Below are 15,194 nucleotides of genomic sequence, written 5' to 3'. Positions count from 1 at the left end.
ACCTCACGCATTACATCGCGAGGTGTCTGCTCGAGTCCGGTGGCTTCAGACCGGTTCTACACTCTCAATTACGATGAGCCCGAAAAGTCATCAAGGAGTGGAAGAAGAAGCAGGCGCAGCAGAAGAAGAACGTTGAAAAATCCGGAACCGACACGGACAATTGATGGACAGCCGGTTGAGGTCTCGACCGGTCGAATGAGCGGAGTCGTGATGACCAATCCCCGGATTGATCCCGAGTCGGTGCCGGGCCTGAGCAACGAGCGAGCCAAGGAGCTCTTCGACGAGATGATCCGTGACGCCCTGGCCGAGCAACAGGAGCGAGACCGCGCCGAGGAGCAGGCCGGTAACGGGTCCGACCGTCACTCGTCGACCACCTACGCAAAGCAGCTCTGGCACGACGTCAAAAGTGCTTTCAATCCCCGGCCCCGAAAGAGGCGCAGCTGACTGCGTTCGCTCTGAGTGGGCGCTCTCGCGCACCACGGTTGGTCAAGTGCGAGCACAATTGAGAAAGACCATGGTCGCTCAAGCCGGAGAGCACTTTTCGATACTTCCTGGCGTCCAAAAGTGCTCTCCGGCTTGAGCGAGGTCTGAGCGAGCCGATAGCAGCGACTCCGACGCGGCAATAGCGACCGCGCGGGCGCTCGGCGGCAGACCCGCTCCGCTCGTTTGGGCCGCAGCGCACATTTTGGGCCGTGTACCGCCCACGATTCGCGCTAACGCCCAAACGACACTCACCCCGGCCCAATCGAGAAGCGCCACCGCCCAAACGACACCCGCCCCGGCCCAAACGAGACGCGCCACCGCCCAATCGAGACCTGCCCCGGCCCAATCGAGACCCGCCCCGCGTCATCCGACGTCACCGAATTCGCGGACAAGTCATCCTCGTCCTCGCGTGACCCCCTAGTCTGTGATCAGCTGTTCGTGGATACCCGCGGACGGCAACGGCATCGCCGACTTCGCAGCCGGCCCGACAGTACAAGGCGGTACTGCTTGTGACATCCCCGTCGTCAGTCACCGAGTCCGGACGCCCGTGGGCGCTGACCATCCTCTGGATCGTCCTCATGGCCCCGCTCTCGCTCGCCGGAACGGCCCTGCAGCCGCTCACGCCGATCCCGTACGAGGTGTTCCCGCTCGTCATGATCGGCCCAGCCCTCGCCGCGCTCATCTGCAGACTCGTCGTTCCATCATGGTTCCCGGCACCCGAGGAGACCGCGCCCAAGGCCCGCTACCTGCGCGCGATCGGCGGCACCGTCATCGCAAGCATCGCCTTCATCGCCGTGCTCGTGGCACTGCTCGAAGGCGGCAATCCTGCCCTGCCGGTGGGCTGGGCCCCGGTGCTCGGGGTCATCGCGGTCATCATCGGACTCAGCCTCGGCGGACTGCTCGAGGAGATCGGCTACCGCGGTGTGATGTACCGGGCGCTCGCGACCCGCATGGGCCCCGTCCTCGCGATCATCATCAACGGCGTGTTCTTCGGCCTCTGCCACCTCCAGTACTTCGGGGCCGGCCTGCTCGCCGTCGTTCTGTTCGTCCTCTCCACGGTCTTCATGGACGTCGTCATGGTCGCCCTTTGGACCGGTTCGTGGAATCAGCGAGTGATGGTCGCGACCCTCTTCCACGGCGTCGTCAACGTCGCGCTCGCTCTCATCGGCGATCCGATGACGAGCCTCCGAGCCTTCGCCGTGCTCGCCCTCGCCACGGGAATCGCGGCACTCGTGGCCGTGCCGCTCGGCCGTCGCCTGGGGGTCGGCGATCTCCGCTCACCGGCCAGACAACCCGCCAGCCAGCCCACCTGACAGTCGCCCACCCAGTCACCCAGCCAACCAACCTGCAGCACGCCCGCCCTCCCATTGAACAGGAGCCGGGAGGCGTGTTCGCGCTCCCGGTCTAGCATGGGGATCATGGGGAAGACAATCGTCATCATCGGTGCCGGCCTCGCCGGAACCACCGCCGCCAGAGAGCTCAGCCAGGCGGGTCAGCCCGTCACCCTCATCGACCCGGAGGCCGGTGACACATACGAGCGCCCGCCCCTGTCGAAGCATCTCTTCGACGACTCCCGCTACCACCTGCCGTACCATCTCGAGTCCGATGAGGGCATCACGTTCGTCCGCCACCGGGCCGTGTCGCTCACCCTCGCCGAGGCGGGATCCGAGTTCGCCGGCACCGTGCACCTGGCCTCGGGGGAGACCCTCGACTTCACGCACTGCATCCTCGCCACGGGCATGGAGGCCAACCGGCCCGAGGTCCCGGCCTATCCGGGTGCGCTGCCGGTGTACAACCTCGCCGAGGCGGAGTGGATCAGGAACTTCGTCGCCGAGGCGGGTGACCCCCTCGACGTCGGTGTCCTCGGATCGGGGTACCTCGGGATCGAGGTCGCCAGCGCCGCCGTCGCCGCCGGGCACACGGCCACCGTCTACCTCCGCGGGACCGAGCCGCTGCGTCTGCAGCTCTCGGCGCCGGTGCGGCAGGCGCTCTTCGCCAAGCACGCCGTGGCGGGGGTGAGGTTCGTGACCAACCTCGAATCGGTCGAGGCGATCCCGGCCGGCGTCCACGACCTCTTCGTCACCAGCGTCGGCGCCCGGCCGGTGCGCATCCCCATCGACGGGACCCTGCCGACGACCGATGAGCATGTCGCCGACCCCGAGGGCACCGTCGCCGGGGAGGCCCCGACGTTCGCGTGGGACGTCGACGCGCACCTGGCCACCGCCTACCCGGGCGTCTGGGCTGCGGGTGATTGTGCCCACATCACCGGCGGCCGGTTCCCGCTGACCCATCCGTGGGCCTGCGAGCCGGTCGCGGAGAGTCACGGGAAGTACCTCGCCCAGCAGATCCTCGCCGAGGCAGCCGACCGTGACGCTGGAGATGTTCCGTCCTCGTCCGGTGAGTCCAAACCGTGGTCGGACGTTCCGTGGCACTGGAGCTTCCAAGGGCCGGAGAAGGTGTTCACAGCCGGTCTGACCAGCCCTGATGCCGACGATACGATCCTGCGCTCCGATCCCAGCGGGGAGAAGTTCCAGGTCTTCCACTTCGCGGGACCGGATCCGGAGGCCGAGCTCATCGGCGTCGAGACGCTCAACTGGCCGCCGATGCAGGCCGCTGCCAGGCGGGTGCTCGCGGGCGATCATGTGCCCACGCGGGCGCAGCTCGAGGACCCGGATTTCGACTTCAAAGCGCACAGTCGCTTGTGAGTCCATCTGGAGGTCATCGCGTAGACTTCCTGTGTTCCATCCCAGTCGCCGACGAGAGAATCTTTACGTACATGGACATGGCCAAGCTTGCTGCCGAGCATGGACTCGCCAGAGTGGGTGGGCGGCCGTCACTCTTCGCCTACATCAAGCAGTTGTGGAAGCGCAGCGACTTCACGCTGACGCTGTCCCGGTACCGGATCCAGTCCGAGAATGAGCGCAATCGGCTCGGCATGCTCTGGGTCGTGCTGCGTCCGACGTTCTCGGCCCTCATCTACGGCACGATCTTCGGTGTGTTGCTCAGAGGCGCCGGAGTCCGGCCGGACGACTTCGTGCCGTTCGTCGTCATCGGTGTCTTCATGCTCGAGTTCTTCAACTCGTCGATGAACGGTGGCGCGAAGTCGATCATCTCGAACGCCTCTCTCGTCCAGTCCCTGCCGTTCCCGCGCATCGTCCTGCCGATCGCGACGGTCATGCAGAACCTGCTCAACTTCATGCCGACGATGGCGCTGATGGTCATCGTCGCGATGATCTACGGTGCCCGGCCGTCGTGGGAGTGGCTGCTCTTCATCCCGCTGATCATCCTCTTCTGGATCTTCAACCAGGGTGTCGCGTTCATCTTCGCCCGCGTCACCGTGCATTTCCGTGACCTCAGCCAGGTAACGCCGTTCATCTCGCGGATGATCTTCTACACCTCGGGTGTGTTCTTCTCCCTCAACGACATGATCCAGCGCCTCGGCAAGCCGGAGTTGCAGCCGCTGGCGGACTGGCATCCGCTCAACGAGGTGCTCTCGATCTCGCGCGGCATCCTCATGAACGGCTATGAGATCCCGTATGAGTACTTCGGGTACTTCGCCGTCTGGGCCTTCGGGATCTTCGCATTCGGCTTCGTCTTCTTCTGGCAGGCCGAGGAAAGGTACGGTCGCGATGAGTGAGGCAGAGAAGGTCCACACCGAGGTGACCGAGACAACGCCTCCGGTCGTCATCGCCGACGACGTGCACGTCATCTACAAGACACTGGCGACGGGCAAGAAGCTCAAGCTCGGCGGTGCCGGCGGCATGCTGCAGAAGACCCGCGGCCTGCGTGAGGTGCATGCGCTCAAGGGCGTGAGCTTCGTGGCGCATGCGAATGAGTCGATCGGCGTCATCGGCAGCAACGGTTCGGGCAAGTCGACGCTCATGCGGGCGATCACCGGGTTGACCCCGACCTCGCAGGGAGCGGTGTATGCGAGTGCGCGGCCGAACCTCCTCGGCGTGGGTGCGGCGCTGATCCCGGATCTCTCGGGTGGACGCAACATCATCCTCGGCGGGCTGGCTCTGGGGCTGACCCGGGCGCAGGTCGAGGAGAAGTTCGATGACATCGTCGACTTCACCGGTCTGGGTGACTTCATCGACATGCCGATGCGCACGTACTCCTCGGGCATGTCGCAGCGGTTGAAGTTCGCGATCGCCACCGCGGTCCAGCATGAGATCCTCATCGTCGATGAGGCGCTGGCGGTGGGCGATAAGAAGTTCCAGCAGCGCAGCGAGGGGCGGATCCGTGAGATCCGGGAGAACGCGGGAACGGTGTTCCTCGTCTCGCACTCGATGCGGTCGATCAAGGACACGTGCAATCGCACGCTGTGGATCGAGAAGGGCGTGCTCAAGGCCGACGGCCCCACCGACGACGTCGTCAAGGAGTACGAGTCGTATAAGTAGGGGAGTGGTCGTGGGCTCTTTGCTCGCTGATGGCTGAAACGTGAATGTGCTGTGAGCGCCCGGTTTCCAGGGCGCCCACTACTTAGTTCAGTCAGGTCGACACGGTGCCTAGTTCCACACGCCTCGGGTGTCGTGGACGATCTTCTGCGCGAGCAGGGAGCGGTCGATGCGGGCGAACTCGTTGTGAACGACGAGGGGGACGATATCGGCCTCCTTGACCGCCTCGTTGAGCTCAGTCAGGGTGGCGTTTTCGCGTGCGGTGAGATCGGACGGCAGCTGATCGATGTTCGGCTCAACCGCCATGATCGTGGCCTCGGGCAAGTCATCGGAGAGCTGATTAACGATCTGCCGTGCGGGGCTCTCGCGCGGGTCGTCGATGTTCGGCTCGAACGCCAGACCGAGTGCGGCGATGCGTACGTCCGTGATCCGCTTTGCCTGCGCCAGTGGCTTGTCGAGGACGAGCTGCGGCTTCGAATCACTGACCGCACGTGCTCTGTCCGAAACCAACTAAAACACTCTCTATGAAACACGACAATTGAAAGTCGACCTCTATCCGTGCAGCGACTCGCCGAGACCGGAGATCACCGACCTGCACTCTCGTTTACGAAGAGCCGCCAATCCTTCCACACCTCCAGCATCGGCATCTCCTTCGAGGCCACCGACCTCGCCGACCCGCGCCTTGACCCGGCGGCGTCCAACCTCGACGACCTGCTCAACTCGCTCGGCAGCCCCGCCCCGCGGTTCGGCGGCAATGGTCTCGATCGGCGCACGTTCTGGACATCGTCGGGGGAGACCCCTCAGGAAGCGAAACAGGTCGCCGACACGCCCGACGATCTCAGACGGCTGAAGAAGCGGCTCGACGCCACCGGTTCGACGGTGACGATCGGCATCCCAGTCGGCACCTACGACCCCAACTGGGGGGGGCCGACATGGCAGCGAATGCCGTCGACATCCTCGGCGACTCCCTGTTCGGGCTCGCCATCGGCAACGAACCCAACGGCTACACCGTCAAAGACGTGCCCAACGGAGCCGTCCGCGGCGACGGCTGGAACAGGGCTGAGTACGTCAAACAGCTCGAGGCCCACGCCGACGCCATCCACGCGAAACGACCCGACGCTCCCATCATCGGGCCCGACGCCTACGACCGTGCCTGGATGGACGCCTTCCTCGGCTCCGATGTCGACAACAAGACGGCACTCTCCCAGCACTGTTACCAGCTCTACGACTGCGACGCCACCCAGGTGCCCGGCCGCGGACCGCAGGCTGAGAACCTCGTCGACCCCTCCGCCAAGGCGGCCGCGAAGGAGAACATCGGCATCGGCAAAGCCAAAGCGGACGCCGCCGGCCTACCGTTGTGGCTCGAGGAGACCGGGCCGACGAGCTGTGGGGGCACGGACGACACCTCCCTTACGAACGCGATGTCCCTGTGGACCGCCGACTTCACGCTCTACGCTGCCTCACTCGGAGTTCAACGTCTCGCCATGCACTCGATGCTCGAGGCCTGCAACGGTGGAGCTCCGATGTCGCTGGTCTGCGACCCCGCCGGCCGCGGCACCGCCTCGTCGACCCTCCAGGGCCGCCCGCACTTCGCCGCGCTGCGCCTCCTCGTGCCCAGCATCGGCGGCACCTTCACCAAGACCACAGTGACCGGCGGCGGGAACATGAGCGCCTACACCGTGACGAAGAACGACGGGACGACCCTGGTCACGACGATCATCAACGCCAACGATGCCGCAGCCTCAGGTGGCAACCCCGTCACCCTCGAGATCCCCGAGGGCTTCTCCGTCGACAAAGCCACCCAGATCTACGGGCCCTCGAACGACGCGAAGAACGCCACGCAGGTCATCCCTGCGAACCCGTTACCAGAGAGCGTTCCCTACAGCGGACCGGCACCGACCGCCTCAGAGGCCGCCGATGACAACGACCTGCGGATCGATCTCGCCGGAAGCTCGGCGACCGTCTTCATCATGAGCAAGAACTGAAGCGCGCCGGCGTCTGGGCCGGTGCCAAGCCAGGACCGAGCCGCGGTGGACGACCTCAGTACCCGAGGGACGCGACGTAGCGGAGGAACTCCTTGAGATCCTCCCCGGCCAGCGCCTGACGCAGAGCCGGCAGCGCCTCGGCGTCGAAGGTCACCCGCACCGTGCCGTCGTCGACCCGCTGGGACTTCGCCGGCACCGTGACCGCAATGACGTCGTCCTGCGGGATCTGCCGGATGACATTCGCAAGCTTCCCCAACTCGATCGTCGTCAGCCCCGCATCCGTACGCACTCCCGCCGCTACCGCGCCGAGGACCGCCGTGAGCTTCGCCGGATCCTTCGCCAGACCGCCCTGCCGCAGCGCCTGCACGAGGGCGCGCAGCAGTGCGCGCTGATTGCGGGTGCGCGTCTGTCCCGGATCGTCGACGGCATCGGCGGCAGCGAACGTCACCGCCGCGGCACCGTCGAGCGAGTTGGTGCCCTCGACGAATGCGATTCCGCCGGACTCGAAGGCCGTGCGACTATAGACCGCCACCGGTCCGATGACGTCGATGACGTTGCCGAGCGCATCGGCGGAGAGCTCGATGATGTTATCGACGCGGATGCCGAGCACTTCCTCGGCAATCGCGACGAACACCGGCCACCCGCCCTCGTCGACGAGACTGCCGAGGCTGCGACCCGCCTCGATCTCGACGGAGGGATTGAGCACGAGGAACGCCGCGGTATCCCCGCTCGCGGGCACATGGATGAGCGCGAAGAGGTCGCGCAGGCTCGATGTGGCACCGCCTGCCTCGGACGACGGCGAGCCGGTCGCTGCCGCACCGGCCGAGGTCGTGATGCGCAGGGCAAGCATCCGCGCATCGCCGGCGGCGGGTCGGATGTCCGCGGGCAGGAACGCCTGGTCCTCGGCGAGCTTGCGCGAAGGATCGTCGAACTGCGACCGAGCCCGGTTGACGTCCCCCAGTGACCCCAGGGCCGATGCCACCGTTTTGAGCTTGACCATCGTCGTTCCCTTCCCGGAGCGCTGTGCAGTGTGTTCGAGCGTGCCGCGTCCCCGGCCATCGCAACCATCGCAGTGACAGTGGGTGACCGGACAGTGACCTCGACCGGCCGCACTGCCGGCCGACATCGTGTCTGTCACGACTGCGGGGGGAGGGGCTGGTGAGGGGCTCACTGACGCATCTCAAACTCTAGCCGCAACGACAGGACAAGTGGAGCGAGAACCACGGGGCGGACGCACATTCGTGCCCCCGTCCCGTGGATGGTGCCGACCGTTCAATCGGCCGTCATATCGTGGTCACGTCCGCGACAGTGCTGTCGCGGATTCCCCCGAGGTCGCCCCCACGGAGGTGTCCGACCCTGCTGGCGTCCCCGCCGAGGTGGTCGCGCCGGCCGAAGTCGTGACCCCAGCCCCCGCCTCGGCGGCGTCCGCAGACGCCCCCGTAGACTCTCCGTCAGTCTCACCCGCACCCCCGTGCGCCTCCGGGTCGAGGCTGAGTTCGTCGAACGGGCTCGACCCATCGAGTGCCGCGCGGGCCTGGCCGAGGTCGATCTCCTTCGTCCACGTGCCGATGAGCAGGGTGGCCACCGCGTTGCCGGTGAAGTTCGTCAGCGCACGGGCCTCGGACATGAACTTGTCGATGCCGACGATGACGCCCATGCCGTCGAGCAGCTCGGGCCGGTGCGCCTGCAGGCCCGCGGCCAGGGTGGCCAGACCCGCACCGGTGACGCCGGCGGCACCCTTCGAGGCGATGATCATGAAGACGAGCAGCGAGATCTGCTGGCCCAGGTCCATCGGCATTCCCATCGCGCTGGAGACGAAGAGCGCGGCCATCGTCAGGTAGATCGCCGTGCCGTCGAGGTTGAACGAGTACCCGGTGGGCACGGTGATGCCGACGACGGGCTTCGAGACCCCGGCGTGCTCCATCTTCGCCAGCAGCCGCGGCAGCGCCGACTCCGAGGACGAGGTGGAGAAGATGAGCAGGTACTCCCGGGCGAGGTACTTCATGAGGCGGAAGATGTTGAGCCCGGTGACGATCTTGAGCAGACCGCCGAGGACGATGACGATGAAGAGGGCACACGTGAGGTAGAAGGCACCCATGAGCACGGCCATCGACCCGATCGCCGCCCACCCAGTGGCGCCGACGACCGCGGCGATCGCCCCGAACGCACCGACGGGGGCGGCCCACATGATCATCATCATGAGCTTGAAGACGACAGCCTGGACGTTGCGGATGCCGGTGAGCACCGGTTCCCCGGCCTTGCCCATCGACTGGAGAGCGAACCCGACGAGGAGGGCGAGGACGAGGGTGGGCAGGACGGGGATGTCGCCGGGGATGAGGCTGAGCAGGAACACGACGGTCGCATTGTCATCGCCGCCGCCGGCCGCCTCGTAGGGCTTGAGCTGGAGTCCCGTGCCGGGGTGGATGATGTTGCCGACGACGAGGCCGATGATGAGCGCAAGCGTGGCCATGCAGAGGAAGTAGAGCATCGCGAGCCCGCCGACCTTGCCGACGGTCGCGGCCTTCGCGACCGAACCGACGCCGAGGACGATCGTGCAGAAGATGATCGGGGCGATGATCATCTTGATGAGCGCGATGAACGCGGTGCCCAGGGGCTTGAGCGCGATGCCGAGTTCGGGGGCGACGAGTCCGATCGTTGCTCCCGAGACCACGGCGATGATGACCATGATGTAGAGCCAGTGGGTGCGGTCCTTCTTCTTCGCCGGTCGGGTCTGACCGGTGACCGCGGGTGTGCTGGTGGTAGGCGACATTGCCCCTCCTCGTTGAGCGTCGATGATCCGGCTGCGCGCCGGTCGAAGTGCCCACTCAGAATGACAAGGATCACACGTCCTGTCGTGGTTGCGTTCATAGTGTTCACAGCCGGCCGTGGGCGTCTTCCCGGCACTCACCGAGGCGGGGAGTCGTGCGAAGCTTGTCCGTGTGAGGACAACGACGACGCCCCTGACCGGCCGCACCCGCACGCGGCATGTGCCGTTGGCGCGTCGCCTCTTCCTCCTCCAGCTCGTCCTCATCGTCGCGGTCTGCGCCGTCCTCAGCGTCACCAGCTACCTCTCGGCCCGGGATTCCGCGCGTGATGCCGCCGCCGACCGTGTCCTCAGCATCGCCGAGACCCTGGCCCACGATCCCTTCGTCGCCGAGGCGGTCGCCGGCCCCGACCCGTCCGCTGCACTCCAGCCCTACGCGCAGACCGTCATCGACACCGCCGAGGTGGACTTCGTCACGATCATGGACGCCGACCGCACCCGCTACACCCACCCCGACCCGACCGAGATCGGCAAGCCCTACATCGGCAGCATCGGCACGGCGCTGACCGGGCAGAGCGAGGTCGAGGAGTACGCCGGGACCCTCGGTCCCTCGGTGCGGGCGATCGCGCCGATCATGGACGCATCCGGCGAGGTCACCGCGATGGTCGCCGTCGGCGTCACCCTCGAGACGATCTCGCTCACCCACGCTGCAGCGCTGCCGCAGATCCTCATCGTCGCCGCCGTCGCGATCGCCCTCGGCGGGCTCGGCGCGTGGATCCTCAGCCGCTACCTCAAGCGCGTCACTCTGGGCTACGGTCCCGAACAGCTCAAACGGCTCTTCGCCTTCTACGACTCCGCCCCCATTCGCTGCGCGAGGGTCTCATCCTCGTCGACGACCGGGCCCGACTCGTCCTCTACAACGACGAGGCGGCGGCCCTGCTCGACCTGCCCCGTCCCGCTGACGGTGAGCCGGTTCCCCTCACCGAGGTGGCCCTGCCCGCCTCGATCCGCGCCCTCCTGACCTCGGGGCGGGTCGCCGTCGACGAAACCCACCTCACCGCCGACCGTGTCCTCGTCATCAGCCAGAAGGCCGCGGCCGGGCCCGAGGCGCGAGCCGCCGGGCAGGAGGGCGCCGAGGCGTCCGGCACCGTCGTCACGCTGCGCGACCGCACGGACTTCGAGGAGCTCTCCGGGGAGCTTGCGACGATGCGCACGCTCTCCGAGGCGCTGCGCGCCCAGACCCATGAGCACGCGAACCGGCTGCACACGGTCTCCAACCTCATCGAACTCGGCCGCATCGACGATGCCCTGGAGTTCGCCGTCCGCGACGAACAGGAATCCCAACGGCTCACCGACACCTTCGTCGACTCCCTCGACGAACCCTTCATCACGGCACTGATGATCGGCAAGGCCGCGCAGGCCCACGAGCGCGGCATCGAACTCACCGTCACCGCGACAGGGGAGCTGCCGCCCGGCAGCCTCGACGCCCGCGACCTCGTCACGGTCGCCGGCAACCTCCTCGACAACGCCCTCGACGCGGCCGCCGACTCTCCGGACCGGCACGTGTGGGCGGACTTCGTCGCCGCCGACGGGGAACTGCTCATCACCATCGCCGACTCGGGCACCGGGATCGACCCGGCGGACATCGACACGATCTTCCGACTCGGCACCACGGAGAAGACGGCGCCGGTGGACGCGGGCGGGCGCGGATTCGGGCTTGCGCTCGTCCGCCAGGCCGTCGCCCGCCTCGGCGGGGATCTGCGCATCGAATCCGACGGCGGGGCGATCTTCACGGTGACGCTGCCGCTGGCGGCGGACACTCGGAGAGGTGGGGACGCAGATGACGAATGAGCCGAAATCGACCGAACCCGAACTGCGCGTCCTCATCGTCGAGGACGATCCGCTCACGGCGGAGGCGCATGCGGACTTCGTCCGGCGGGTCCCCGGTTTCACGGTCGCGGGAATCAGCCTCGGCGGGGTCGAGGCGCTCACCCGGTTCGATGCACTCACCGCATCGGGGGAACCTGCGGACATCGTGCTGCTCGACATGAACCTCGTCGATGCGCACGGACTCGATGTCGCCAAGCGGATGAACAGCCGGAACACAGGGGTGGACATCATCGCGATCACCGCGGTGCGGCATCTGCCGGTCATCCGCTCGGCGATCTCGGTGGGGATCACGCAGTACCTCATCAAACCCTTCGCGTTCGCCGCGTTCCGGGAGAAGCTGGAGAACCAGCGGGCGTTCCGGCAGGGGCTGAGCGGGGGAGGGGAGCTCGCGACGCAGGAGTCCGTCGACAGTGCGCTGAGCGCACTCCGCTCGGTCGCCCCGGGACGTCTGCCCAAAGGACTCATCGCCGAAACGCTCGATGCGGTCTCGGAGGCGGTGCGATCAGCGGGGGAGCCGGTGTCGGCGACCGAGGTGGCCCGGCAGCTCGATCTCTCCCGGGTCACGGTCCGCCGCTACCTCGAACACCTCGTGACGACGAGGCAGGCGGTCAAGCAGCCTCGGCACGGGACGCCGGGCCGGCCCGAGTACGAGTACCGCTGGGCGTGAGAGTGGCGGGTGTTGGTCGGTGGTGGAGGTTCGGGTGGGAAACGGTGCTCGGTCCGGCTCAGCGCTGTGCGCTCATCGAGGGCACTGCCCCCGATACCTCCGCTTCCGGCGTTGCAGGCGCGCCCGCCTCTGCTTCCGGCGGGACTGTCAGCGCCGCCGGGCTCACAGACTCGAGGTCGTCGAGGAACCGCGTCGCCCACGCACACAGGCTGCGATCGGCCACCGTGGCGGCCATCGCCTCGATCCGGGTGTGCGCCCCGCCGGACTCCATCCGCACCGCCCGGGTGATCGCGGCCCCGAGCGCATCCCGGTCATGGGGGTTGACGATGAGCGCCTCGGTGAGCTCATCCGCGGCACCGGCGAACTCCGAGAGCACGAGCACCCCGCCCCGTCCGCGCCGGGCAGCGACGTACTCCTTCGCGACGAGGTTCATGCCGTCGCGCAGCGAGGTCGCCAAGAGCACATCGGCGGCGAGGTACCACGCGACGACGGACTCGAACGGATAGTCGCGGTGGAGGTAGTGGATGCTCGCCCCGCCCAGGCCCGCGAACTTCCCGTTGATCCGACCGACCGTGCGCTCCACCTCGGCGCGCAGATCCCGATAGGCGGGGATCGCCTCCCGGGAGGGCACGGCGATCTGCACGAGCCGGGTCGTGACCGGGTCGAGGGCCCCGGTGTCGAAGAGCTCCTCGACGGCGAGCAGTCGCTCGAGGATCCCCTTCGTGTGATCGAGGCGGTCGATGCCGAGCAGCACGGTCTGCGGATCGCCGAGGTCGGCGCGGATCCGCTCCGGCTCGTCCTGCCTCTCCGCGTCCCTGGCCAGGGCCGTGATGTGCGCGGAGTCGACGGAGACCGGATACGCCTCGACGATCCTGCCCTCGGCCCGCGGATCGATGCCGAGGAGACGGATGCATGCGGCGGTGAAGTTCTCGACATCGGCCCGGCGTTGGAAGCCGATGACGTCGGCGCCGAGGAGACCGGAGAGCACCTCGGCGCGCCACGGCAGCTGTGCGAAGAGTCCGACGGGTGGGAACGGGATGTGGCAGAAGAACCCGATCCTCACATCCGGGCGCAGCCGGCGGACCATCTGCGGCACGAGCTGCAGCTGATAGTCATGCACCCACACCCGTGCTCCGGGCGCGGCCGAGGCAGCCACCGCCTCGGCGAACCGACGATTGACCTGTTGGTGGGACTCCCACCACGAGCGTGAGAACCGCGGGGCGATGACGTTGTCGTGATAGAGCGGCCAGATCGTGCTGTTGGCGAAGCCCTCGTAATGGGCGGTGACCTCCGCAGCGCTCAGGCGCACGGGGATGAGCGTCATGCCGGCGTGCTCACCGGGATCCGTGTCGTCGTCGGCGATCCCGGACCAGCCGATCCATCCTGCGCTGTGCCGCGTGGCGACGGGCGCGAGGGTGGCGACGAGGCCGCCGGGGGAGGCGCGCCAGGCATCGGCGGCACGCCGGCAGGGCAGTCTGTTGGCGACGACGAGGAAGGAGTGTCGTCCGGTCTGTGGGGACATGATGAACTCTCCGGGGCAGCCGGGCGGCTGCCGCGACTCTCGGGGCGGAGCGCGCCGGTCGGCGTCGCTCGTTCGCGACGAGAGTACCCCCGCTACTTTACGCCGTAAAGATCGAAAAATGAACCCCGGGTGACCTCCTGATGACGTGGCGCCGATCGGTGCTTTACTCCGTACTTTGGATATTTCCCGATAAAGGTCTTACAGTGTAAGCAATTGAGGAGCGGGACTCCCTCTCCTCGATCACCCGGGCCGGATTCACGGTCCGGGCAGTGGACAACGAAAGCAGAGTCTCATGGGTTTCATCGCCTACCTCATCCTCGGTCTCATCGCCGGTGCCATCGCCAAGGCCATCCTGCCCGGCCGTCAGGGCGGCGGATGGATCGCCACCCTCGTCCTCGGTGTCATCGGCGCCGTCGTCGGCGGCTGGCTCGGCGGACTGATCTTCGGCGCCCAGATGGACGCCTTCTTCTCGCTCTCGACCTGGCTGTGCGCCATCGGCGGTTCGCTCATCGTCCTCGTCATCTGGGGACTGATCACCGGCCGTTCGCGCGCTGCCAAGGCGTGAGCCGCTGACCTGTGATCACTTCGTCGCAGGTCATGTCGGCGGGCGTGTTCGGTGCACTAAACTGGGCAGAGAACGCGCCCGCCGCTGACGTCGGTCCAGCGGTCCGGGCACGATCGAGTACCTCGCGACAGATCGGGGCTGGGCAGGACGGCGCCTGCCCGACTCGGATCAGTGATTCCAGGAGTGACCATGGCCCGCCAGCGTTTGCGCCAAGAGGACATTGTTCGGGCAGCGATTGCCTTCATCGATGAATTCGGCGTCCAATCGCTGTCCATGCGCAGATTGGGGATGTCGCTCGAGGTGGAGGCAATGGCCCTGTACAACTATGTGTCGGGACGGGAAGAACTCGTCTCGCTGGCCGTCGACGAACTCATCGACGACCTCTTCGACGACGAGCTGATGCAGGAGCAGCCGGCGTCATGGGAGGCGTTCGTGAGATTCGTGGCCAATGCGATGCGCGATCTCGCGCTCAGCCATCCGCGGATGTTCCCGCTCATGATCACCCAACCGCCTGAGGCGCCCTGGCTGCGCCCGCCCCTGCGCAGCGTGCGCTGGGTCGATTACTTCCTCACCACCCTGCAGGACTACGGGTTCTCCGATGACCGTGTCGTCGACGCCTACAAGGCGTTCACGAGCTTCCTGCTCGGCCACCTCGTCCTCGAGGTCTCCGCACTCGGCATCGACATCGCCTCGGAGATCGACGACGACGCCGGCGGCGGGGAGAGCGAAGGACTCGGGGGCTACCCGACGCTGCGCCGCCTGCAGACCATGCTCGCCGAGGACCATTCGGACCGCGAGTTCGACGACGGCCTCGACGACCTCATCGAACGCATCCGCGCGACCAAGGACGCCTGAAGCCCAGGCGTTCGGCCGCTTCCATCGACCCCGATCCCGGGGTCATCCATCAGCAGGGCCCCGATC

At 67.0% G+C, this 15,194-nt stretch carries 15 protein-coding genes; 11 read left to right on the top strand and 4 right to left on the bottom strand.

Features of this window, described 5'->3' with window-relative positions:
• The first annotated feature begins 207 nt into the window (after positions 1 to 207).
• The 5 genes from AAHA49_RS15810 (at position 208) to AAHA49_RS15790 (ending at position 4,883) form a co-directional block, all read left to right on the top strand.
• Complete coding sequence (locus AAHA49_RS15810; protein WP_342038963.1) at positions 208 to 444, top strand: hypothetical protein; 237 nt, start codon at positions 208 to 210, stop codon at positions 442 to 444.
• 548 nt (positions 445 to 992) lie between these two features.
• A complete protein-coding gene (locus AAHA49_RS15805) occupies positions 993 to 1,796 on the top strand; it encodes a CPBP family intramembrane glutamic endopeptidase (protein WP_342038962.1) in 804 nt (267 codons plus the stop codon).
• A gap of 105 nt (positions 1,797 to 1,901) precedes the next feature.
• Positions 1,902 to 3,188 (top strand): FAD-dependent oxidoreductase, encoded by a 1,287-nt coding sequence (locus AAHA49_RS15800; protein ID WP_342038961.1) that lies wholly within the window; start codon positions 1,902 to 1,904, stop codon positions 3,186 to 3,188.
• Positions 3,189 to 3,259: 71 nt separating this feature from the next.
• Positions 3,260 to 4,120 (top strand): ABC transporter permease, encoded by an 861-nt coding sequence (locus AAHA49_RS15795; protein WP_342038960.1) that lies wholly within the window; start codon positions 3,260 to 3,262, stop codon positions 4,118 to 4,120.
• Positions 4,113 to 4,883 (top strand): ABC transporter ATP-binding protein, encoded by a 771-nt coding sequence (locus tag AAHA49_RS15790; RefSeq protein ID WP_342038959.1) that lies wholly within the window; start codon positions 4,113 to 4,115, stop codon positions 4,881 to 4,883. Before AAHA49_RS15795 ends, AAHA49_RS15790 begins: the two co-directional genes overlap by 8 nt.
• 108 nt (positions 4,884 to 4,991) lie before the next feature.
• On the opposite strand, the gene AAHA49_RS15785 is transcribed toward AAHA49_RS15790, so the two are convergent.
• The gene (locus tag AAHA49_RS15785) at positions 4,992 to 5,390 is read right to left on the bottom strand and encodes a UDP binding domain-containing protein (RefSeq protein WP_342038958.1); all 399 of its coding nucleotides are present in this window, start codon (positions 5,388 to 5,390) and stop codon (positions 4,992 to 4,994) included.
• A gap of 422 nt (positions 5,391 to 5,812) precedes the next feature.
• Between AAHA49_RS15785 and AAHA49_RS15780 the strand changes: the two genes are divergently transcribed.
• A complete protein-coding gene (locus AAHA49_RS15780) occupies positions 5,813 to 6,865 on the top strand; it encodes a hypothetical protein (RefSeq protein WP_342038957.1) in 1,053 nt (350 codons plus the stop codon).
• 55 nt (positions 6,866 to 6,920) lie between these two features.
• Here AAHA49_RS15780 and AAHA49_RS15775 read toward each other — a convergent pair whose 3' ends face one another.
• Positions 6,921 to 7,865, bottom strand: coding sequence for an LCP family protein (locus AAHA49_RS15775; RefSeq protein ID WP_342038956.1), 945 nt, complete (start codon positions 7,863 to 7,865; stop codon positions 6,921 to 6,923).
• A 294-nt stretch (positions 7,866 to 8,159) separates the two neighbouring features.
• Positions 8,160 to 9,635 carry a cation:dicarboxylate symporter family transporter gene (locus AAHA49_RS15770; RefSeq protein ID WP_342038955.1) on the bottom strand — a complete coding sequence of 492 codons (1,476 nt, stop codon included), beginning with the start codon at positions 9,633 to 9,635 and terminating at the stop codon, positions 8,160 to 8,162.
• Between the two features lie 169 nt (positions 9,636 to 9,804).
• On the opposite strand from AAHA49_RS15770, the gene AAHA49_RS15765 reads away from it, so the two are divergent.
• Genes AAHA49_RS15765 through AAHA49_RS15755 form a run of 3 tightly spaced genes read left to right on the top strand, consistent with a single transcriptional unit; the run spans position 9,805 to position 12,186 of the window.
• Positions 9,805 to 10,650, top strand: coding sequence for a sensor histidine kinase (locus AAHA49_RS15765; RefSeq protein WP_342038954.1), 846 nt, complete (start codon positions 9,805 to 9,807; stop codon positions 10,648 to 10,650).
• Complete coding sequence (locus AAHA49_RS15760; protein WP_342038953.1) at positions 10,617 to 11,480, top strand: sensor histidine kinase; 864 nt, start codon at positions 10,617 to 10,619, stop codon at positions 11,478 to 11,480. The genes AAHA49_RS15765 and AAHA49_RS15760 overlap by 34 nt, the downstream gene beginning before the upstream one ends.
• Positions 11,470 to 12,186 carry a response regulator gene (locus AAHA49_RS15755; protein ID WP_342038952.1) on the top strand — a complete coding sequence of 239 codons (717 nt, stop codon included), beginning with the start codon at positions 11,470 to 11,472 and terminating at the stop codon, positions 12,184 to 12,186. The genes AAHA49_RS15760 and AAHA49_RS15755 overlap by 11 nt, the downstream gene beginning before the upstream one ends.
• Positions 12,187 to 12,244: 58 nt before the next feature.
• Here AAHA49_RS15755 and AAHA49_RS15750 read toward each other — a convergent pair whose 3' ends face one another.
• Positions 12,245 to 13,708, bottom strand: coding sequence for an alpha,alpha-trehalose-phosphate synthase (UDP-forming) (locus AAHA49_RS15750; protein WP_342038951.1), 1,464 nt, complete (start codon positions 13,706 to 13,708; stop codon positions 12,245 to 12,247).
• 292 nt (positions 13,709 to 14,000) lie between these two features.
• On the opposite strand from AAHA49_RS15750, the gene AAHA49_RS15745 reads away from it, so the two are divergent.
• A complete protein-coding gene (locus AAHA49_RS15745; RefSeq protein ID WP_342038950.1) occupies positions 14,001 to 14,273 on the top strand; it encodes a GlsB/YeaQ/YmgE family stress response membrane protein in 273 nt (90 codons plus the stop codon).
• A 309-nt stretch (positions 14,274 to 14,582) separates the two neighbouring features.
• Positions 14,583 to 15,128: a TetR/AcrR family transcriptional regulator gene (locus tag AAHA49_RS15740; protein WP_342038949.1), complete on the top strand. Its 546-nt coding sequence runs from the start codon at positions 14,583 to 14,585 to the stop codon at positions 15,126 to 15,128.
• The last annotated feature ends 66 nt before the right edge of the window (positions 15,129 to 15,194 follow it).

Origin of the sequence: Brevibacterium ammoniilyticum (assembly GCF_038429965.1) — a bacterium.
Lineage (GTDB): Bacteria > Actinomycetota > Actinomycetes > Actinomycetales > Brevibacteriaceae > Brevibacterium > Brevibacterium ammoniilyticum.
The sequence above is the reverse complement of the archived record's forward strand: the minus strand, read 5'-3'. Positions and strand labels throughout refer to the sequence as shown.

Excerpts from the sequence above, each read along its gene's own strand:
- AAHA49_RS15800 (WP_342038961.1), top strand. The coding sequence starts at position 1,902 with ATGGGGAAGACAATCGTCATCATCGGTGCCGGCCTCGCCGGAACCACC.
- AAHA49_RS15795 (WP_342038960.1), top strand. The coding sequence starts at position 3,260 with ATGGACATGGCCAAGCTTGCTGCCGAGCATGGACTCGCCAGAGTGGGT.
- AAHA49_RS15790 (WP_342038959.1), top strand. The coding sequence starts at position 4,113 with ATGAGTGAGGCAGAGAAGGTCCACACCGAGGTGACCGAGACAACGCCT.
- AAHA49_RS15780 (WP_342038957.1), top strand. The coding sequence starts at position 5,813 with ATGGCAGCGAATGCCGTCGACATCCTCGGCGACTCCCTGTTCGGGCTC.
- AAHA49_RS15775 (WP_342038956.1), bottom strand. The coding sequence starts at position 7,865 with ATGGTCAAGCTCAAAACGGTGGCATCGGCCCTGGGGTCACTGGGGGAC.
- AAHA49_RS15770 (WP_342038955.1), bottom strand. The coding sequence starts at position 9,635 with ATGTCGCCTACCACCAGCACACCCGCGGTCACCGGTCAGACCCGACCG.
- AAHA49_RS15755 (WP_342038952.1), top strand. The coding sequence starts at position 11,470 with ATGACGAATGAGCCGAAATCGACCGAACCCGAACTGCGCGTCCTCATC.
- AAHA49_RS15750 (WP_342038951.1), bottom strand. The coding sequence starts at position 13,708 with ATGTCCCCACAGACCGGACGACACTCCTTCCTCGTCGTCGCCAACAGA.
- AAHA49_RS15745 (WP_342038950.1), top strand. The coding sequence starts at position 14,001 with ATGGGTTTCATCGCCTACCTCATCCTCGGTCTCATCGCCGGTGCCATC.
- AAHA49_RS15740 (WP_342038949.1), top strand. The coding sequence starts at position 14,583 with ATGGCCCTGTACAACTATGTGTCGGGACGGGAAGAACTCGTCTCGCTG.